The 20,586-nt window shown below is 54.4% G+C and carries 17 protein-coding genes; 6 read left to right on the top strand and 11 right to left on the bottom strand.

What is annotated here, in order from left to right:
* Positions 1 to 261 precede the first annotated feature (261 nt).
* The 6 genes from mhpE to ACJHYR_RS14710 are packed head-to-tail and all read right to left on the bottom strand — an operon-like array spanning position 262 to position 6,532.
* Complete coding sequence (gene mhpE / locus ACJHYR_RS14735; RefSeq protein WP_001013507.1) at positions 262 to 1,275, bottom strand: 4-hydroxy-2-oxovalerate aldolase; 1,014 nt, start codon at positions 1,273 to 1,275, stop codon at positions 262 to 264.
* Positions 1,272 to 2,222 (bottom strand): acetaldehyde dehydrogenase, encoded by a 951-nt coding sequence (gene mhpF, locus ACJHYR_RS14730; protein WP_000044308.1) that lies wholly within the window; start codon positions 2,220 to 2,222, stop codon positions 1,272 to 1,274. The genes mhpE and mhpF overlap by 4 nt, the downstream gene beginning before the upstream one ends.
* A complete protein-coding gene (gene mhpD / locus ACJHYR_RS14725; RefSeq protein WP_000160742.1) occupies positions 2,219 to 3,028 on the bottom strand; it encodes a 2-keto-4-pentenoate hydratase in 810 nt (269 codons plus the stop codon). The genes mhpF and mhpD overlap by 4 nt, the downstream gene beginning before the upstream one ends.
* A gap of 9 nt (positions 3,029 to 3,037) precedes the next feature.
* On the bottom strand, positions 3,038 to 3,904 hold the full coding sequence (gene mhpC, locus ACJHYR_RS14720; RefSeq protein WP_000121898.1) for a 2-hydroxy-6-oxonona-2,4-dienedioate hydrolase: 867 nt from the start codon (positions 3,902 to 3,904) through the stop codon (positions 3,038 to 3,040).
* Positions 3,905 to 3,921: 17 nt separating this feature from the next.
* The gene (gene mhpB, locus ACJHYR_RS14715) at positions 3,922 to 4,866 is read right to left on the bottom strand and encodes a 2,3-dihydroxyphenylpropionate/2,3-dihydroxicinnamic acid 1,2-dioxygenase (protein WP_000543457.1); all 945 of its coding nucleotides are present in this window, start codon (positions 4,864 to 4,866) and stop codon (positions 3,922 to 3,924) included.
* A 1-nt stretch (position 4,867) separates the two neighbouring features.
* On the bottom strand, positions 4,868 to 6,532 hold the full coding sequence (locus ACJHYR_RS14710) for a bifunctional 3-(3-hydroxy-phenyl)propionate/3-hydroxycinnamic acid hydroxylase (RefSeq protein WP_001007420.1): 1,665 nt from the start codon (positions 6,530 to 6,532) through the stop codon (positions 4,868 to 4,870).
* Between the two features lie 190 nt (positions 6,533 to 6,722).
* Here ACJHYR_RS14710 and ACJHYR_RS14705 point away from each other — a divergent pair, with 190 nt between their 5' ends.
* From ACJHYR_RS14705 to lacA, 5 genes are all read left to right on the top strand, one after another.
* The gene (locus ACJHYR_RS14705; RefSeq protein WP_001309295.1) at positions 6,723 to 7,556 is read left to right on the top strand and encodes a DNA-binding transcriptional regulator; all 834 of its coding nucleotides are present in this window, start codon (positions 6,723 to 6,725) and stop codon (positions 7,554 to 7,556) included.
* Positions 7,557 to 7,632: 76 nt separating this feature from the next.
* Positions 7,633 to 8,715: a DNA-binding transcriptional repressor LacI gene (gene lacI / locus ACJHYR_RS14700; RefSeq protein WP_000805899.1), complete on the top strand. Its 1,083-nt coding sequence runs from the start codon at positions 7,633 to 7,635 to the stop codon at positions 8,713 to 8,715.
* Between the two features lie 122 nt (positions 8,716 to 8,837).
* On the top strand, positions 8,838 to 11,912 hold the full coding sequence (gene lacZ / locus ACJHYR_RS14695) for a beta-galactosidase (RefSeq protein ID WP_059327725.1): 3,075 nt from the start codon (positions 8,838 to 8,840) through the stop codon (positions 11,910 to 11,912).
* 51 nt (positions 11,913 to 11,963) lie between these two features.
* Positions 11,964 to 13,217: a lactose permease gene (gene lacY, locus ACJHYR_RS14690; protein WP_000291549.1), complete on the top strand. Its 1,254-nt coding sequence runs from the start codon at positions 11,964 to 11,966 to the stop codon at positions 13,215 to 13,217.
* Positions 13,218 to 13,282: 65 nt separating this feature from the next.
* Positions 13,283 to 13,894 (top strand): galactoside O-acetyltransferase, encoded by a 612-nt coding sequence (gene lacA, locus ACJHYR_RS14685; protein WP_024174090.1) that lies wholly within the window; start codon positions 13,283 to 13,285, stop codon positions 13,892 to 13,894.
* A gap of 87 nt (positions 13,895 to 13,981) precedes the next feature.
* On the opposite strand, the gene cynX is transcribed toward lacA, so the two are convergent.
* Genes cynX through cynT form a run of 3 tightly spaced genes read right to left on the bottom strand, consistent with a single transcriptional unit; the run spans position 13,982 to position 16,329 of the window.
* Complete coding sequence (gene cynX / locus ACJHYR_RS14680; protein WP_001305465.1) at positions 13,982 to 15,163, bottom strand: cyanate transporter CynX; 1,182 nt, start codon at positions 15,161 to 15,163, stop codon at positions 13,982 to 13,984.
* A gap of 5 nt (positions 15,164 to 15,168) precedes the next feature.
* Entirely contained in the window at positions 15,169 to 15,639 is a 471-nt protein-coding gene (gene cynS / locus ACJHYR_RS14675) for a cyanase (RefSeq protein WP_000616245.1), read from the bottom strand.
* A 30-nt stretch (positions 15,640 to 15,669) separates the two neighbouring features.
* Positions 15,670 to 16,329 carry a carbonic anhydrase CynT gene (gene cynT / locus ACJHYR_RS14670; protein WP_000658642.1) on the bottom strand — a complete coding sequence of 220 codons (660 nt, stop codon included), beginning with the start codon at positions 16,327 to 16,329 and terminating at the stop codon, positions 15,670 to 15,672.
* Positions 16,330 to 16,438: 109 nt separating this feature from the next.
* Between cynT and cynR the strand changes: the two genes are divergently transcribed.
* Positions 16,439 to 17,338 carry a transcriptional regulator CynR gene (gene cynR, locus ACJHYR_RS14665; RefSeq protein ID WP_059328256.1) on the top strand — a complete coding sequence of 300 codons (900 nt, stop codon included), beginning with the start codon at positions 16,439 to 16,441 and terminating at the stop codon, positions 17,336 to 17,338.
* A 132-nt stretch (positions 17,339 to 17,470) separates the two neighbouring features.
* Here cynR and codA read toward each other — a convergent pair whose 3' ends face one another.
* Positions 17,471 to 18,754 carry a cytosine/isoguanine deaminase gene (gene codA, locus ACJHYR_RS14660; RefSeq protein ID WP_001305464.1) on the bottom strand — a complete coding sequence of 428 codons (1,284 nt, stop codon included), beginning with the start codon at positions 18,752 to 18,754 and terminating at the stop codon, positions 17,471 to 17,473.
* On the bottom strand, positions 18,744 to 20,003 hold the full coding sequence (codB, locus tag ACJHYR_RS14655) for a cytosine permease (RefSeq protein WP_000076233.1): 1,260 nt from the start codon (positions 20,001 to 20,003) through the stop codon (positions 18,744 to 18,746). Before codB ends, codA begins: the two co-directional genes overlap by 11 nt.
* Positions 20,004 to 20,586: the final 583 nt, after the last annotated feature.

Here is a 20,586-nt window from a genome sequence, read left to right as displayed (position 1 = left end):
GCGAGTGCAGGTGAATCGCGGCTGATACATTGTCAGCCGCGTAATCAGAACCATTTAATGACTGCCTACAGGCGAAATGTAGGCCGAACAAGACGTTTACGCCGCATCCGGCAGTCGTGCTCAGATGCCTGATGCGACGCTAACGCGTCTTATCTGGCCTACAAATTCTCGCGCCATCCGTAGGCCGGATAAGGCGTTCACGCCGCATCCGGCAGTCGTGCTGGGATGGGCATACAAAATGCACGTTCTCGGCAGTCAATATTATTTGTTGTTGCGCAGATCCAGCGCCACGTCAACGATCATATCCTCCTGGCCGCCAACCATCCGGCGTTTGCCCAGCTCAACGAGAATATCCACCGCGCTTAAGCCATAACGCGCCGCCGCCGTTTCACAGTGACGCAGGAAGCTGGAGTAAACACCAGCGTATCCCAGCGCCAGCGTTTCGCGATCGACTCGTACCGGACGATCCTGCAACGGACGCACCAGGTCGTCAGCGGCATCCATTAACGCATAGAGATCGGTCCCATGCTGCCAGCCCAGTTTATCCGCGGCGGCAATAAACACTTCCAGCGGCGCGTTACCTGCGCCCGCGCCCATTCCTGCGAGACTGGCGTCGATTCGGTCACAGCCCTCTTCCACCGCCGCGATAGAGTTCGCCACGCCAAGACTCAGGTTATGGTGAGCGTGCATGCCGGTTTGCGTTTCTGGTTTCAGCACTGCTTTCAGGGCGCGGAAACGGTCACGGATATCGCTCATGTTCATCGCACCGCCAGAATCCACCACATAAATACAGGTCGCACCGTAGCCTTCCATCAGCTTTGCCTGCTTTGCGAGATTCTCTGGCGTGGTCATATGGCTCATCATCAGAAAACCAACGGTGTCCATTCCGAGCTCGCGGGCATACTGAATATGCTGGGCGGAAACATCAGCTTCGGTACAGTGCGTTGCCACACGAACCACCCGCGCGCCAGCCTGCCAGGCATTTTTCAAATCGTGAATAGTGCCGATTCCTGGCAGCAACAACGTCGCGATTTTGGCGTGCTTCACCACATCCGCCGCTGCTTCAATCCATTCAAGGTCGCTATGTGCGCCGAAACCATAGTTAAAGCTGGACCCCTGCAAACCGTCGCCGTGGGCCACTTCAATCGAATCCACGCGGGCATCGTCCAGTGCTTTGGCAATCTGGCGAACGTTTTCCAGCGAATACTGATGACGAATGGCGTGCATACCGTCACGCAACGTGACGTCCGAGATATATAGTTTTTTACCGTTCATGCCGCTTCTCCTGCCTTGCGCGCCAGTGACTGGGCCATTTTTTCCGCTGTCGCCAGCGCACTGGAAGTCATAATGTCGAGGTTGCCCGCATAGGCAGGCAGATAATGTGCTGCGCCTTCGACTTCCAGCCAGACCGCCGTTTTCAGCCCGGAGAACTGCCCCACGCCCGGCAAATTAACCGGTTTATCCTGCGGGATGACTTCAAACTGCACGCGCTGTTTCAGGCGATAACCTGGTACGTAAGCCTGCACCGCTTCAGCCATTTCATTGATTGAGGCTTCGATATCATCTTGTGAAGCTTCATCGCTCAATACATACACCGTGTCACGCATCATCAACGGTGGCTCTGCTGGGTTAAGCACAATAATCGCCTTCCCTTTTGCCGCGCCACCCACCACTTCAATGGCGCGCGAAGTGGTTTCCGTAAATTCATCGATATTGGCACGCGTGCCAGGTCCGGCAGATTTACTGGCAATAGAAGCGATAATTTCGGCGTAATGAACACGCGCCACGCGTGAAACTGCCGCTACCATTGGAATGGTGGCCTGGCCGCCGCAGGTAACCATGTTGACGTTCAGTTGTTCGACATTCGCATCAAGGTTAACCACCGGCACGCAGTAGGGGCCGATGGCAGCAGGCGTCAGGTCAATTAAGCGAATATCCGGTTTCGCTTCGCGCAAAGCGGCATCGTTTTTCACATGCGCACCCGCGCTGGTCGCATCAAATACAATGTCGATATCAGCAAATTCAGGCATGTTCATCAGCCCGATCACCCCTTCATGGGTGGTGGCGACGCCCATACGTCTGGCACGCGCCAGACCGTCGGACTGAGGATCAATGCCGACCATCACCGCCATCTCCAGATGCTGACCGTGACGCAAAATTTTAATCATCAGATCGGTGCCAATGTTGCCAGAACCGATAATGGCGACTTTACGCTTACTCATGACAGACTTCCTTTTGGGGCTGCGCTTGAAAATGTCGCAGCAACTGAACCTATGCCTTCGATATGGGCTTCAAAACGATCGCCCGCATTCACCGCCACCATCGGACCTAATGCCCCGGTAAGAATGATATCTCCGGCGCGCAGCGGTTCTCCCAGGCTGGCCATTTTGCGTGCCAGCCAGACGGCAGCATTAAGCGGATGTCCCAGGCATTCGCTGCCACGCCCGCTGGAAACCTCTTCGTTATTACGCGTCATCTTCATGGCGCAGTTTTTCAGGTCTAACCCCGCCGGACGTTGCGCCGGACCGCCGATGACATACACCCCGCAGGAGGCGTTATCTGCCACGGTATCGACAAACTGAATCGACCAGTCGCGAATGCGGCTACCCACCACCTCCAGCGCCGGAAGTACCCATTCAATGACGTTATACAGTTCGTCGAAGGTGATATCGGTTGCGGGCAAATCGCGGTTCAACACCAGTGCAATCTCCGCTTCAATGCGGGGTTGCAGAACACGGGAAAAAGGAATGGTTTCGTTATCGCCATAACACATGTCGGCAAATAATGTCCCGAAATCCGGTTGATCAACGCCCAGTTGTTGCTGCACTTTCGGATGCGTCAGGCCCACTTTACGCCCCACCACGCGACGCCCCTGCGCAACGTCATGTTGCACATTGATGCGCTGAATGGCGTAGGCCGCTTCAGCGTTTTCAATACCAATCAGATCGCGCAGCGGCGCAATCGCTTCGCCCTGCTCTGCGGCGCGGCGTAAATCCGCCGCCAGTTGCTCAAGAGTATGCTTCGTCATGACCGTTCCTTAAGGGCGTGCGAGGAAATTCAGCACCAGTTGATTGAAAGCGTCGGCATGTTCCCACTGCGCCCAGTGACCACAGTCGCGGAAGATATGCAGTTCAGAACCGGCAATGCCGGACAGCAGACGCAGACCCGCATCCATCGGCACAAAGCGGTCGTTGCGCCCCCAGACAATCAGGGTTTGCGCTTTGATTTCCGCCAGACGTGGGCCAAAATCCGGGAACTGTTTCGGATTGGCTTCCAGGCTCTTAACGAAGTTTTCCAGGTGATCGCGGCGCGACAGCATATTATTCAGGCGCGCTTCAAACAGGGCGTCGGTCAAATCGCTGGTATCAAAAACGAAGATATCCATCATCAGCTTCAGGTTTTCGATAGTCGGCTGACGATAAAGCTGATTCAGTCGCTTAATACCTTCGGTTGGCATCGGCGTAAACAAACTCATGCCGCCCGTACCGCCGCCCATCAGCACCAGTTTGCCGACGCGCTCCGGCCAGTTAAGAGTGAACGCCACAGAACTGTGGCCGCCCATCGAGTTGCCCAGCAGGTGGATTTTGGCGATATCCAGTTGATCCACCACGCTTTTCAGGATTCGCGCATTAAGATCCGATCGCGAACCACTATTAACGATCGAATCGCTCTTACCCCAACCCGGACAATCCAGCAGGATCACCCGATAGCCCGCCTCTACCAGCGGATCGATATTGCGGCTGAAGTTCGCCCAGCCAGTAGCACCCGGGCCGGAACCATGCAGCAGGACAACAGTTTCGTCGCCTTGTCCGCAGTCATTAAAATGGATGCGCAGCGTTTTACCCGCTTCTTCTACATTCAGAAAACGGCTGGTGGCGGCTTCGGTTTGTGGCTGATAACTCATCATCTTCTCCTGCATATTCAGTTCTCTGTTCTGGCGCTTAACGAGCCAAATCCGGCAATCCACTCCGGGATTGGGCGGTAATAACGCCCTTCGCTACGCCAGTTGCCAAACGCAGAAATAGCGGCAAAAGCGGCGACCCAGGTTTTGATTTCATGTGTCGACTTTCCGGCAATGGCGGAAAGCTCTTCGTTACTGACGGCATCCAGTTCCTGTATGCGTCCCTGCTCCAGCAAAGTCATGAACTGGTTATCCCAAATCGGGTTGAGGGGATGCAGCGTTCTCTGATCCTCAACAAACTTCTCAGCGGCGCTAATCACCCGTTGCTGACGCAATTCGCGCTCACTGGCGGGTAAATCTTTCCCGCTCCCCAACAGACGGTCGCGCATATGGGCATCGGCTTTCGCCAGTTCTGGCACCGGCGGCTGATGGGAAAGCCCACCGGAACCCAGGAACAGCACGCGTTTATTGAGAGTACTGGTGAAACGTCCAATGGCTTCACCCAACATGCGGGTACGCTGGAAACCGGGCAACGGCGTGGCGACACCGTTGATGAACACAGGCAAAACCGGCACCTTATCCAGCCCGCCGAGCAGGAACTCCAGCGGCTGGGCGAACCCGTGGTCCACCTGCATACAGTAAGAAACGGCAAGATCGATCCCGCTCTTCATGACGGCATGCGCACAGGCCTCCGCCAGCTCAACAGGCACGGGCAGCTCTCCTGCCGCACTACCGAAATCACCAATTGCCGTCGCTCCAACGCCTAAACAGAACGGTGGCATCACGTCATAGAAAAAGCCGTTGTAGTGATCTGGCGCAAACAGCACCACCAGTTCAGGGGAGAAAGCCGCAATACGCTCGCGGGCGCTGGCAATCACGCCATTGACCTCATCGAGCACCTCTTGCGCCGGGTCGACATACCCCACCAGCGGCGAGTGGGAAAGACAGTGAAGATAAGCGTGCATATCAGGCTACCTTTTCGACAGAAACGTCGGCATCAGGGCGGGTCAGCGTCATCACCGACGCCAGTTTATTCAGGGTCTTGCCCAGGGTTTGCGGAATGGCGGTGGCGGCAACAAAGCGATCCGGGCGCATCACCACCAGCGAAGCATTGTGTTGCGCGAACCAGCTACGCAGGCGACCTTGCGTATCGCCCACGCGTAGTACGCCGTCGTGGTTATCCTGTGCGGTATGAATTTGCACTTCCGGCACCACCTGAATGAAGCGTGTGCCCAACGCGCGCCACTGCTGGATTTGCTCGTCGCTCATCCCCCACAGTGGATTGCATCCCCAGCCAATTACCGCGAAGTTCGCGCCGATCGCGTTATCGAGCAGCGTCACGTCGCCGTTTTCCAGCGTGACTTTCGGCTGAATAAACATCTTGCCGACCGGAGAGTGCTTCGCTTCGCCCTCACGCACCAGCGCACCGCCGTAATATTGCGGCATCGGCTTGAAGCGCATTTCGAGGAAGTAGCGTTTTACTGGCGGCAGATAATTCAACAGCCAGGAAACGCCGTCACGTAACGTACCCTGCCAGCGTTTCGGCGGAGCCAGCACGTTGCCCGCCGTCACGGACAGGTCAATCATCGCTTTGGCGTGATCGCGACGTTCTTGTTGATAGGTATCGAGCAGCGCATCACGGGCTTTCCCCTGGATAACCAACGCCAGTTTCCATGCGAGGTTAAAGGCGTCGCGCATACCACTGTTATAGCCCTGCCCCTGCCACACCGGCATGATGTGCGCGGCATCGCCCGCCAGCAGTACGCGATCAATACGGAAACGTTGCGCCAGTCGCGCGTTATGGGTGTAGACACGCTGGCGAATCAATTCAACATTGTCCGGATTAGGCAGCACTTTGCTTAACAGCTTGCGCATATTTTGCGGCTCACGCAGCTGTTCTTCGGTTTCTCCCGGCATCACCATAAATTCAAAGCGACGTACCGCATGAGGCAGCGCGGCAGAAACATACGGGCGCACCGGATCACAACACAAATAGATATGGGGCGTACTTAACGGATCGTTGGCGATATCTACCACAATCCACTGATTTGGCGCAGTTTTACCTTCAAACGGCACATTCAGGGTGCGACGGACAAAACTTGCCCCACCATCACAGGCCACCAGCCACTGGGCTTTGACCGTTTCCCGCTGCCCTTCTTCCGTTTTCAGGTGCAAGGTCACTTCGTCATCTTGCTGGCTGAAGGCCTCCAGCTCGCGGGAAAACAGGCAGCGCACATTCGGAAAACGCGACAATCCTTCCAGCATCACCGCATCGACCTGAGGCTGAATAAAGGCGTTACGGCGCGGCCAGCCAAATTCATCGGTCATTGGCTGAATATCAGCAAAACAGCGGCCTTTCGGGGTGAGAAAACGCATCGCGTGCCACGGCGTAGTGTGCGGCAGAACATTATCGACCAGGCCAACCGACTGCATGGTGCGCAGCGCCTCGTCATCAATACCAATCGCCCGCGGGTAGTCGATCAACTTATCGAGTTTCTCCACCACCAGCACGTCAATGCCCATCTGGCCGAGATAGTTCGCCATCATCAGCCCGACCGGACCGGCACCAGCGATCGCCACCTGAACGCTATGGTTAACAGCAGGCTGGATGTCAGGGTGTTGTATTGCCATTTCAGTACCTCACGACTCGGACAAAATGCCGTTGCGCGCACAGTACAGCGCAACTTATTTTGTTAAAAACATGTAAATGATTTTTTATTGTGCGCTCAGTATAGGAAGGGTGTTTTCGGCTACAATCAAAACATGCCCGAATGTGCACCAGGTGCACAACGTTGTTTTAACTATAGAAATGTCAATTAATATGCAGAACAATGAGCAGACGGAATACAAAACCGTGCGCGGCTTAACCCGCGGTCTAATGTTATTAAATATGTTAAATAAACTTGATGGCGGTGCCAGCGTCGGGCTGCTGGCGGAACTCAGCGGCCTGCATCGCACCACTGTGCGGCGACTGCTGGAGACGCTGCAGGAAGAGGGATATGTCCGGCGTAGTCCCTCCGATGACAGTTTTCGTCTGACCATCAAAGTGCGGCAATTAAGCGAAGGATTTCGTGACGAACAGTGGATTTCTGCACTGGCGGCCCCACTGCTGGGCGATCTGTTGCGCGAAGTGGTATGGCCGACAGATGTGTCCACGCTGGATGTTGATGCAATGGTGGTACGCGAAACCACTCACCGTTTCAGCCGCTTATCCTTTCACCGGGCAATGGTCGGGCGACGTTTACCGCTCCTGAAAACCGCCTCGGGCCTGACCTGGCTGGCCTTTTGCCCGGAACAAGAACGCAAGGAATTAATCGAGATGTTAGCCTCCCGCCCCGGTGATGACTATCAACTGGCACGGGAACCGTTAAAGCTGGAAGCCATTCTGGCGCGCGCGCGCAAAGAGGGGTACGGACAGAACTACCGCGGCTGGGATCAAGAAGAAAAGATCGCCTCTATTGCCGTACCGCTGCGCAGTGAACAACGGGTGATTGGCTGTCTGAATCTGGTGTATATGGCGAGCGCAATGACCATTGAACAGGCAGCGGAAAAGCATCTTCCGGCGCTACAACGGGTGGCAAAACAGATCGAAGAAGGGGTTGAATCGCAGGCTATTCTGGTGGCCGGACGGCGAAGCGGCATGCATTTACGTTGACACCATCGAATGGCGCAAAACCTTTCGCGGTATGGCATGATAGCGCCCGGAAGAGAGTCAATTCAGGGTGGTGAATGTGAAACCAGTAACGCTATACGATGTCGCAGAGTATGCCGGTGTCTCTTATCAGACCGTTTCCCGCGTGGTGAACCAGGCCAGCCACGTTTCTGCGAAAACGCGGGAAAAAGTAGAAGCGGCGATGGCGGAGCTGAATTACATTCCCAACCGCGTGGCACAACAACTGGCGGGCAAGCAGTCGTTGCTGATTGGCGTTGCCACCTCCAGTCTGGCCCTGCACGCGCCGTCGCAAATTGTCGCGGCGATTAAATCTCGCGCCGATCAACTGGGTGCCAGCGTGGTGGTGTCGATGGTAGAACGAAGCGGCGTCGAAGCCTGTAAAGCGGCGGTGCACAATCTTCTCGCGCAACGCGTCAGTGGGCTGATCATTAACTATCCGCTGGATGACCAGGATGCCATTGCTGTGGAAGCTGCCTGCACTAATGTTCCGGCTTTATTTCTTGATGTCTCTGACCAGACACCCATCAACAGTATTATTTTCTCCCATGAAGACGGTACGCGACTGGGCGTGGAGCATCTGGTCGCATTGGGTCACCAGCAAATCGCGCTGTTAGCAGGTCCATTAAGTTCTGTCTCGGCACGTCTGCGCCTGGCGGGCTGGCATAAATATCTCACTCGCAATCAAATTCAGCCGATAGCGGAACGGGAAGGCGACTGGAGTGCCATGTCCGGTTTTCAACAAACCATGCAAATGCTGAATGAGGACATCGTTCCTACTGCGATGCTGGTTGCCAACGATCAGATGGCGCTGGGCGCAATGCGCGCCATTACCGAGTCCGGGCTGCACGTTGGTGCGGATATCTCGGTAGTGGGATACGACGATACCGAAGACAGCTCGTGTTATATCCCGCCGTTAACCACCATCAAACAGGATTTTCGCCTGCTGGGGCAAACCAGCGTGGACCGCTTGCTGCAACTCTCTCAGGGCCAGGCGGTGAAGGGCAATCAGCTGTTGCCCGTCTCACTGGTGAAAAGAAAAACCACCCTTCCGCCCAATACGCAAACCGCTTCTCCCCAGGCGTTGGCAGATTCTTTAATGCAGCTGGCGCGACAAATTTCCCGACTCGAAAGCGGGCAGTGAGCGCAACGCAATTAATGTGAGTCAGCTCACTCATTAGGCACCCCAGGCTTTACACTTTATGCGTCCGGCTCGTATGTTGTGTGGAATTGTGAGCGGATAACAATTTCACACAGGATACAGCTATGACTATGATTACGGATTCACTGGCCGTCGTATTACAACGTCGTGACTGGGAAAACCCTGGCGTTACCCAACTTAATCGCCTTGCGGCACATCCCCCTTTCGCCAGCTGGCGTAATAGCGAAGAGGCCCGCACCGATCGCCCTTCCCAACAGTTGCGCAGCCTGAATGGCGAATGGCGCTTTGCCTGGTTTCCGGCACCAGAAGCGGTGCCGGAAAGCTGGCTGGAGTGCGATCTTCCTGACGCCGATACTATCGTCGTCCCCTCAAACTGGCAGATGCACGGTTACGACGCGCCCATCTACACCAACGTGACCTATCCCATTACGGTCAATCCGCCGTTTGTTCCCGTGGAGAATCCGACAGGTTGTTACTCGCTCACATTTAATGTTGATGAAAGCTGGCTACAGGAAGGCCAGACGCGAATTATTTTTGATGGCGTTAATTCGGCGTTTCATTTGTGGTGCAACGGGCGCTGGGTCGGTTACGGCCAGGACAGCCGTTTGCCGTCTGAATTTGACCTGAGCGCATTTTTACGCGCCGGAGAAAACCGCCTCGCGGTGATGGTACTGCGCTGGAGTGACGGCAGTTATCTGGAAGATCAGGATATGTGGCGGATGAGCGGCATTTTCCGTGACGTCTCGTTGCTGCACAAACCGACCACACAAATCAGCGATTTCCATGTTGCCACTCGCTTTAATGATGATTTCAGCCGCGCGGTACTGGAGGCAGAAGTTCAGATGTGCGGCGAACTGCGCGATGAGCTGCGGGTGACGGTTTCTTTGTGGCAGGGTGAAACGCAGGTCGCCAGCGGCACCACGCCTTTCGGCGGTGAAATTATCGATGAGCGTGGTGGTTATGCCGATCGCGTCACGCTACGTCTGAACGTCGAAAACCCGGCGCTGTGGAGCGCCGAAATCCCGAATCTCTATCGTGCGGTGGTTGAACTGCACACCGCCGACGGCACGCTGATTGAAGCAGAAGCCTGCGATGTCGGTTTCCGCGAAGTGCGGATTGAAAATGGTCTGCTGCTGCTGAACGGCAAGCCGGTGCTGATTCGCGGCGTTAACCGTCACGAGCACCATCCTCTGCATGGTCAGGTCATGGATGAGCAGACGATGGTGCAGGATATCCTGCTGATGAAGCAGAACAACTTTAACGCCGTGCGCTGTTCGCATTATCCGAACCATCCGCTGTGGTACACGCTGTGCGACCGCTACGGCCTGTATGTGGTGGATGAAGCCAACATTGAAACCCACGGCATGGTGCCAATGAATCGTCTGACCGATGATCCGCGCTGGCTACCGGCGATGAGCGAACGCGTAACGCGAATGGTGCAGCGCGATCGTAATCACCCGAGTGTGATCATCTGGTCGCTGGGGAATGAATCAGGCCACGGCGCTAATCACGACGCGCTGTATCGCTGGATCAAATCTGTCGATCCTTCCCGCCCGGTGCAGTATGAAGGCGGCGGAGCCGACACCACGGCCACCGATATTATTTGCCCGATGTACGCGCGCGTGGATGAAGACCAGCCCTTCCCGGCTGTGCCGAAATGGTCCATCAAAAAATGGCTTTCGCTGCCTGGAGAGACGCGCCCGCTGATCCTTTGCGAATACGCCCACGCGATGGGTAACAGTCTTGGCGGCTTCGCTAAATACTGGCAGGCGTTTCGTCAGTACCCCCGTTTACAGGGCGGCTTCGTCTGGGACTGGGTGGATCAGTCGCTGATTAAATATGATGAAAACGGCAACCCGTGGTCGGCTTACGGCGGTGATTTTGGCGATACGCCGAACGATCGCCAGTTCTGCATGAACGGTCTGGTCTTTGCCGACCGCACGCCGCATCCGGCGCTGACGGAAGCAAAACACCAGCAGCAGTTTTTCCAGTTCCGTTTATCCGGGCGAACCATCGAAGTGACCAGCGAATACCTGTTCCGTCATAGCGATAACGAGCTCCTGCACTGGTCGGTGGCGTTGGATGGCAAGCCGCTGGCAAGCGGTGAAATGCCTCTGGATGTTGCTCCACAAGATAAACAGTTGATTGAACTGCCTGAACTACCGCAGCCGGAAAGCGCCGGACAACTCTGGCTTACGGTACACGTAGTGCAACCGAACGCGACCGCATGGTCAGAAGCCGGACACATCAGCGCCTGGCAGCAGTGGCGTCTGGCGGAAAACCTCAGCGTGACACTCCCCGCCGCGTCCCAGGCCATCCCGCATCTGACCACCAGCGAAATGGATTTTTGCATCGAGCTGGGTAATAAGCGTTGGCAATTTAACCGCCAGTCAGGCTTTCTTTCACAGATGTGGATTGGCGATGAAAAACAACTGCTGACGCCGCTGCGCGATCAGTTCACCCGCGCACCGCTGGATAACGACATTGGCGTAAGTGAAGCGACCCGCATTGACCCTAACGCCTGGGTCGAACGCTGGAAGGCGGCGGGCCATTACCAGGCCGAAGCAGCGTTGTTGCAGTGCACGGCAGATACACTTGCCGACGCGGTGCTGATTACGACCGCTCACGCGTGGCAGCATCAGGGGAAAACCTTATTTATCAGCCGGAAAACCTACCGGATTGATGGTAGTGGTCAAATGGCGATTACCGTTGATGTTGAAGTAGCGAGCGATACACCGCATCCGGCACGGATTGGCCTGACCTGCCAGCTGGCGCAGGTCGCAGAGCGGGTAAACTGGCTCGGATTAGGGCCGCAAGAAAACTATCCCGACCGCCTTACTGCCGCCTGTTTTGACCGCTGGGATCTGCCATTGTCAGACATGTATACCCCGTACGTCTTCCCGAGCGAAAACGGTCTGCGCTGCGGGACGCGCGAATTGAATTATGGCCCACACCAGTGGCGCGGCGACTTCCAGTTCAATATCAGTCGCTACAGCCAACAACAACTGATGGAAACCAGCCATCGCCATCTGCTGCACGCGGAAGAAGGCACATGGCTGAATATCGACGGTTTCCATATGGGGATTGGTGGCGACGACTCCTGGAGCCCGTCAGTGTCGGCGGAATTCCAGCTGAGCGCCGGTCGCTACCATTACCAGTTGGTCTGGTGTCAAAAATAATACTAACCGGGCAGGCCATGTCTGCCCGTATTTCGCGTAAGGAAATCCATTATGTACTATTTAAAAAACACAAACTTTTGGATGTTCGGTTTATTCTTTTTCTTTTACTTTTTTATCATGGGAGCCTACTTCCCGTTTTTCCCGATTTGGCTACATGACATCAACCATATCAGCAAAAGTGATACGGGTATTATTTTTGCTGCTATTTCTCTGTTCTCGCTATTATTCCAACCGCTGTTTGGTCTGCTTTCTGACAAACTCGGGCTGCGCAAATACCTGCTGTGGATTATTACCGGCATGTTAGTGATGTTTGCGCCGTTCTTTATTTTTATCTTCGGGCCACTATTACAATACAACATTTTAGTAGGATCGATTGTTGGTGGTATTTATCTTGGCTTTTGTTTTAACGCCGGTGCGCCAGCAGTAGAGGCATTTATCGAGAAAGTCAGCCGTCGCAGTAATTTCGAATTTGGTCGCGCGCGGATGTTTGGCTGTGTTGGCTGGGCGCTGTGTGCCTCGATTGTCGGCATCATGTTCACCATCAATAATCAGTTTGTTTTCTGGCTGGGTTCTGGCTGTGCACTCATCCTCGCCGTTTTGCTCTTTTTCGCCAAAACGGATGCACCCTCTTCCGCCACGGTTGCCAATGCGGTAGGTGCCAACCATTCGGCATTTAGCCTTAAGCTGGCGCTGGAACTGTTCAGACAGCCAAAACTGTGGTTTTTGTCACTGTATGTTATCGGCGTTTCCTGCACCTACGATGTTTTTGACCAACAGTTTGCTAATTTCTTTACTTCGTTCTTTGCCACCGGTGAACAGGGTACGCGGGTATTTGGCTACGTAACGACGATGGGCGAATTACTTAACGCCTCGATTATGTTCTTCGCGCCGCTGATCATTAATCGCATCGGTGGGAAAAACGCCCTACTGCTGGCTGGCACTATTATGTCTGTACGTATTATTGGCTCATCGTTCGCCACCTCAGCGCTGGAAGTGGTTATTCTGAAAACGCTGCATATGTTTGAAGTACCGTTCCTGCTGGTGGGCTGCTTTAAATATATTACCAGCCAGTTTGAAGTGCGTTTTTCAGCGACGATTTATCTGGTCTGTTTCTGCTTCTTTAAGCAACTGGCGATGATTTTTATGTCTGTACTGGCGGGCAATATGTATGAAAGCATCGGTTTCCAGGGCGCTTATCTGGTGCTGGGTCTGGTGGCGCTGGGCTTCACCTTAATTTCCGTGTTCACGCTTAGCGGCCCCGGTCCGCTTTCTCTACTGCGTCGTCAGGTGAATGAAGTCGCTTAAGCAATTAATGTCGGATGCGGCGCGAGCGCCTTATCCGACCAACATATCAGGACGGAATGATCGCAATGAACATGCCAATGACCGAAAGAATAAAAGCAGGCAAGCTATTTACCGATATGTGCGAAGGCTTACCGGAAAAAAGACTTCGTGGGAAAACGTTAATGTATGAGTTTAATCACTCGCATCCATCAGAAGTTGAAAAAAGAGAAAGCCTGCTTAAAGAAATGTTTGCCACGGTAGGGGAAAACGCCTGGATAGAACCTCCCGTCTATTTCTCTTACGGTTCCAACATCCATATAGGCCGCAATTTTTATGCAAATTTTAATTTAACCATTGTCGATGACTACACGGTAACAATCGGTGATAACGTACTGATTGCACCCAACGTTACTCTTTCCGTTACGGGACACCCGGTACACCATGAATTAAGAAAAAACGGTGAGATGTACTCCTTTCCGATAACGATTGGCAATAACGTCTGGATCGGAAGTCATGTGGTTATTAATCCAGGCGTCACCATCGGGGATAATTCTGTTATTGGCGCGGGTAGTGTCGTCACAAAAGACATTCCACCAAACGTCGTGGCCGCTGGCGTTCCTTGTCGGGTTATTCGCGAAATAAACGACCGGGATAAGCAATATTATTACAAAGATTATAAAGTTGAGCCTTCAGTTTAAATAAGCACTGAAATAAATGTCGGATGCGCCACTGGGCACATCCGACAATAATTTACTCTTCCATCATCTGGCGAAACAAGCGTCGCATCATGCCTCTTTGACCCACAGCTGCGGAAAACGTGCTGGTGCAAAACGCAGGGTTATGATCATCAGCCCAACGACGCACAGCGCATGAAATGCCCAGTCCATCAGGTAATTGCCGCTGATACTACGCAGCACGCCAGAAAACCACGGGGCAAGCCCGGCGATGATAAAACCGATCCCCTGCATAAACGCCACCAGCTTGCCAGCAATAGTCGGTTGCACAGAGTGATCGAGAGCCAGCAGCAAACAGAGCGGAAATGCGCCACCCAGACCTAACCCACACACCATCGCCCACAATACCGGCAATTGCAGCGGCAGCCAGATAAGGCCGCAGAAACCCACCAGTTGTAACGCCAGTGCCAGCATTAAAAGTTTCCGCCGATCCTGATGGCGAGCCATAGCAGGCATCAGCAATGCCCCTGCGGCTTGCCCAAGCGTCATCAATGCCAGCAAGGAACCGCTGTACTGCGCGCTGGCACCAATCTCAATATAGAAAGCGGGTAACCAGGCAATCAGGCTGGCGTAACCGCCGTTAATCAGACCGAAGTAAACACCCAGCGTCCACGCGCGGGGAGTAAATACCACGCGAACCGGAGTGGTTGTTGTCTTGTGAGAAGAGGCGACCTCGCGGGCGCTTTGCCACCACCAGGCAAAGAGCGCAACAACGGCAGGCAGCGCCCACCAGGCGAGTGTTTGATACCAGGTTTCGCTATGTTGAACTAACCAGGGCGTAATGGCGGCACCAAGTCCACCGCCGCCCATCAGAGCCGCGGACCACAGCCCCATCACCAGTGGCGTACGGTGCTGAAACCGCCGCTTAATTACCGAAGGCATCACCGCCTGAATGATGCCGATCCCCACGCCACCAAGCAGTGCGCTGCTAAGCAGCAGCGCACTTTGGGGGTAAAGCTCACGCATCAATGCACCGACGGCAATCAGTAACAAACTGATGGCGACGCTGCGACGTTCGCTGACATGCTGATGAAGCCAGCTTCCGGCCAGTGCCAGCCCGCCCATGGTAACCACCGGCAGAGCGGTCAACAGGGCAGCCACGCTAAAGCTCATTCCGCTTGCCTGGCGCAATTGCGGTAGCAGTGGCCCGACGGAGGTGAGCAGTGGTCGCATATTAAGACCAATCAGCACCAGAACCAGCAGCATCGTGAACGTCTTTTGATGGTTACGCATGGCCGTCAGAACGGTTTGGTCGGCAGATATTTACCATCTAAGGTGATGACCGCACGTTCGCCACCTTCCGGGTCCGCCACTTTCTTAACGTCGAGTTTGAAGTTAATCGCGCTGATAATGCCATCGCCAAACTTCTCATGAACCAACGCTTTCAGGGTTGTGCCGTACACCTGCAACATTTCATAGAAACGATACATCGTTGGGTCGGTTGGAATACGGTTATCAATGCAGCCACGCAGTGGAATCATCTGCAACAGTAGAATGGCGTCTTCGTCGAGATCCAGCTTCGTTCCGACCAGGCGGGCGGCGTCGGCAGGAAGCGCCTGCTGCCCCAGCAAAGCCGCGGTTACAAAGGCTTCTGCCAGACCGGTGCCGTCGGCAATCTCGGCAAATGAGAGATCTTTTTTAGCTTTGCTGAGCAAAATGGCATCGGCAAGATCAAGACGAATATTGCGGTTAATTTGCGACTGAATCATGGTGGATCTCCTGATGGTTTAAAAATAAGGTTACGCTGCGGTCGGTTGGCGTAGCGGTATGGCACAAACGCGAGGATTAGCTGCCAGTGGCACAAACTGGCGGGTTGCGCCGTCAAAAGCTGCGATGCTGCCGCTTTCGATGTCGTAGACCCAGCCGTGCAGGGCGATCCGCCCCTCTTCGAGCGCCAGGCGCACCGATGGATGAGTTTGCAAATTAGCCAACTGAGCAATGACGTTTTCACGTACCATCGCCGCAGCTTTTGACGGTAAATCGGGATGCGGGCGCGCCTCATTAACGACGCGGGCTGAATCGGCATAACGCAGCCAGTGGGAGACGGCAGGCATATGGTCCATGCACTGACAGCTGGCAATGGCGGTCATCGCGCCACAGTTGGAATGACCGCAAATCACAATGTCAGATACCCGAAGCGCAGCGACGGCATACTCCACCGAAGCAGAAACGCCACCGGGTTCCGGCCCGTAGGAAGGGACGATATTGCCCGCGTTGCGAATAACGAACAGATCGCCAGGCTCACGTTGCGTCACCAGCTCAGGGACCAGACGGCTGTCGGAGCAGGAGATAAAAAGTGTGCGCGGGCTTTGCTGTGTCGCCAGCTGTTTAAACAAGGCTTCCCGCTTCGGAAATGCCTCGCGCTGGAATTTAAGGAATCCATCAATAATCTCTTTCACCGTTAACCTCTGTCTGTCTCTGGAATGAGAGGCAGACTACTCGCCGATTGTCATAAGGTAAAAGTCTCATTTATGATGGGTTCTATTGGATTTACTTATAGGTTGGCGAATGCTCTCTCGACATATCAATTATTTTCTTGCCGTGGCTGAACATGGCAGCTTTACCCGTGCCGCCAGTGCGTTGCACGTCTCCCAGCCTGCGCTTTCCCAGCAGATTCGCCAGTTAGAGGAAAGTTTGGGCGTGCCGCTGTTTGACCGTAGCGGGCGAACGATTCGTCTCACTGATGCAGGAGAAGTCTGGCGACAGTACGCCAGCCGGGCGTTACAGGAACTGGGGGCGGGTAAACGGGCGATTCATGATGTTGCCGATCTGACGCGAGGATCGCTGCGTATCGCCGTCACTCCCACCTTTACAAGCTACTTTATCGGCCCTTTAATGGCGGATTTCTATGCGCGCTACCCCGGCATCACGCTCCAGCTACAGGAAATGTCGCAGGAGAAAATCGAAGATCTGCTTTGCCGCGACGAGCTGGACGTTGGGATTGCCTTCACGCCTGTGCATTCGCCGGAGCTGGAGGCAATTCCTTTACTGACAGAAAGTTTAGCGTTAGTCGTGGCGCAACATCATCCGCTGGCTGCCTGTGAACATGTGGCGTTGAGTCGCTTGCATGATGAAAAACTGGTCCTGCTCAGCGCGGAATTTGCCACCAGAGAGCAAATTGACCACTACTGCGAGAAAGCGGGGCTACATCCACAGGTGGTCATTGAGGCGAACTCAATTAGCGCGGTTCTGGAGCTGATTCGCCGCACTTCCCTTTCCACATTGTTGCCAGCAGCGATTGCCACACAACATGAAGGGCTTAAAGCTATTTCTCTTGCCCCACCACTACTGAAGAGAACGGCGGTTTTGTTGCGGCGGAAAAATAGCTGGCAGACAGCCGCCGCGAAGGCATTTTTGCAAATGGCGTTGGATAAATGCGCGGTTGTTGGCGGGAATGAATCGCGGTAACCACTGACACAATTGCCTGATGCGCTACGCTTATCAGGCCTACGAGTTCAGTGCTCTACGTAGGCCGGATAAGGCGTTCACGCCGCATCCGGCATAAACTACGCTCGCTTTGTCAACACACAGCCCAGCCGATCACCGTTTGTAATCGATGGCTTCTGGCTGCTCCAGATATACGGTGGTTTGTGCCGGTTGTGTGCTGGCAATCACCTTGCCGCCACGTACCGAATAACGTACCGGAACCTGACGGCGCAGCGCATCAAACCCATTTTCAGCCGGTAGGATAATCAGGTTAGCGCTTTTTCCGGCGGCAATGCCGTAATCCTGCAAATTCAACGTCCTGGCACTGTGGTGGGTGATTAAATTCAGGCCATCGTTAATCTGCCCGTAGCCCATCAGCTGGCAAACATGCAGCCCCATATGCAGCACTTGCAGCATATTCGCCGTTCCCAGCGGATACCACGGATCGAAGACATCATCGTGACCAAAGCAGACGTTAATGCCGGACTCCAGCATCTCTTTAACGCGCGTGATGCCGCGACGTTTTGGATAGGTATCGAAACGTCCTTGTAGATGAATATTGACCAACGGGTTGGCGACAAAGTTAATACCGGACATTTTCAGCAAGCGGAACAGGCGTGAGGTATACGCCCCGTTATAGGAGTGCATTGCCGTGGTGTGGCTGGCGGTGACTCGCGCGCCCATGCCTTCACGGTGCGCCAGGGCAGCAACGGTTTCGACAAAGCGCGACTGTTCGTCATCAATCTCATCACAGTGAACGTCGATGAGACGGTCGTATTTTTGCGCCAGGGCGAAGGTTTTATGCAGCGACTCCACGCCGTATTCACGGGTAAATTCAAAATGCGGAATCGCCCCCACTACATCTGCCCCTAAGCGTAACGACTCTTCCAGCAACGCTTCACCGTTGGGATACGACAAAATCCCTTCCTGCGGGAAGGCGACGATTTGCAGATCAATCCACGGCGCGACTTCCTGCTTCACTTCCAGCATTGCTTTCAGCGCAGTCAGCGTTGCATCCGAAACATCGACATGGGTACGCACATGCTGAATGCCGTTGGCAATCTGCCATTTCAGCGTTTGCCAGGCGCGTTGTTTCACATCGTCATGGGTTAATAACGCTTTGCGCTCGGCCCAGCGTTCAATGCCTTCAAACAGCGTGCCAGACTGATTCCAGTTCGGTTGTCCGGCGGTTTGCGTGGTGTCCAGGTGAATATGTGGCTCCACAAACGGCGGTATAACTAAACCTTGTTCGGCATCCAGGCTGTTTTCAGTTACGGGCATCACCCCGGATTGCGCATCAATGGCGCTGATTTTTCCGTCCAGCAGATGAATCTGCCACAGCCCCTCTTTGCCGGGTAACCGGGCGTTAATAATTGTCTGTAAAGCGTTATTCGACACTGTTAGCCTCCACATGCGTCATTGCAGCCGTCGTTTTGCGATTCAAAATCGGGTTAAGGATCAGATAGCTCAGCGCGCCACCTAATACCGCGTTGACCGGAACAATACCCGGTAACCAGTGGCCTGCGGCAATCCCCAAGGCGACCGCCAGAATCGCCACCCAATTGACACTCATCATACGCGTGGTCGCAAAGTGCTCATAGCGGCGACGGTTCATCAGATAGTCAGCGATGATCACGCCCCCTACCGGAGGAATAGCTGCCGAAAGGAAGGTCAGCCAGCCGACAAAATTGTTATACAACCATAATGCGCAGACCGTACCGATAATACCGTTAATCACCGAAAGGGTTTTACTCGACATCCCGGTAATGTTGGCGAAACCTAAACCCGACGCATAAAGTGCGTTATCGTTGGTGGTCCAGATATTCAGCCCCAGCACCACAATCGCAGGTAGCAGCAGACCCTGAGCAATCATCACATCAGAGATATCCGCCATCCCCAGTGCCGCCGCGCCCGCTGCACCGAAAATAAACATCAACGAGTTGCCGAGGAAAAAGGCCACCATCGCCACCAGCACCGCCAGTTTGGCATTACGACCAAACCGGACAAAGTCAGCGGTGAGCGTGCCCGCACTGATAAATGACCCCACAACCAGCGCCAGCGCGACATTGAAATCTAACGGTTGTGCGGGAACGACCGCTTTTAATGCGTCCAGGCCGCCCATGCCGTTAACGGCCAACCACACGGAATAACCGCCAAGACAGGCGATAGCCGGAACTGCAATCACCGAAAGAACCGTCAGCGCCGAAATGCCAAAAAAGACGGTGACGGTCATCAGTAAACCGGAAACGGCAATCAGCAAATTAATATCCAGCCCGGTTGCCTTACCCACCGGAATAGCAAACATCGCCACACCGACGCCAAACCAGCCAACCTGAGTTCCGCCCAGTAGCAGTGAAGGCAGCCATGAGCCTTTAACACCAAACGAGAAGCGAGCAAGAAGATGAGTGGTCAGGCCGGTTTTTGCGCCAATGTAACCGAGAAATGAAGTGTAAATACCGAGGAGAAGATTACCGATGAGAACTGCGAGGAAGAAATCATGATAGCTAAGACCGGTTCCGAGAGTGCCGCCGGTCCACATACTGGCGGAAAAGAAGGTTAATCCCAGCATGACGAACGTCAATGCCAATACCCCTTTCCGCGCCGACTGCGGGACTGGCCCCTGGCTAAAGTTGTTATCTTGCGACACGAAATTCCCCCTTTTTGCTGTTTGAAACCCAAAAAATCCGCCGCATTCTATTCATCTGAAGATAAAAAGCAATCGTTTTCGTGGGGAAATATATTTTTTATATGAATGAGTGCAAAAAGGTGGGGGAAAAATTATCCACGGTTCAGGCCTGTGGGCATGATAAGACGCGTCAGCGTCGCATCAGGCATCTGCGCACGGTGTCGGATGCGGCGCGAGCGCCTTATCCGACCTACGGTTCAGACCTGTAGGCATGATAAGACGCGCCAGCGTCGCATCAGGCATCTGCGCATGGTGTCGGATGCGGCGCGAGCGCCTTATCCGACCTACGGTTCAGGCCTGTAGGCATGATAAGACGCACCAGCGTCGCATCAGGCATCGGCGCACGGTGTCGGATGCGGCGCGAGCGCCTTATCCGACCTACGGTTCAGGCCTGTAGGCATGATAAGACGCGCCAGCGTCGTATCAGGCATCTGCGCACGGTGTCGGATGCGGCGCGAGCGCCTTATCCGACCTACGGTTCAGGCCTGTAGGCATGATAAGACGCGCCAGCGTCGTATCAGGCATCTGCGCACGGTGTCGGATG

Origin of the sequence: Escherichia sp. WS1450, from assembly GCF_046487395.1 — a bacterium.
In the GTDB taxonomy this organism is placed as follows: Bacteria; Pseudomonadota; Gammaproteobacteria; order Enterobacterales; family Enterobacteriaceae; genus Escherichia; species Escherichia coli.
This window is presented reverse-complemented; position numbering and strand designations above follow the sequence as displayed.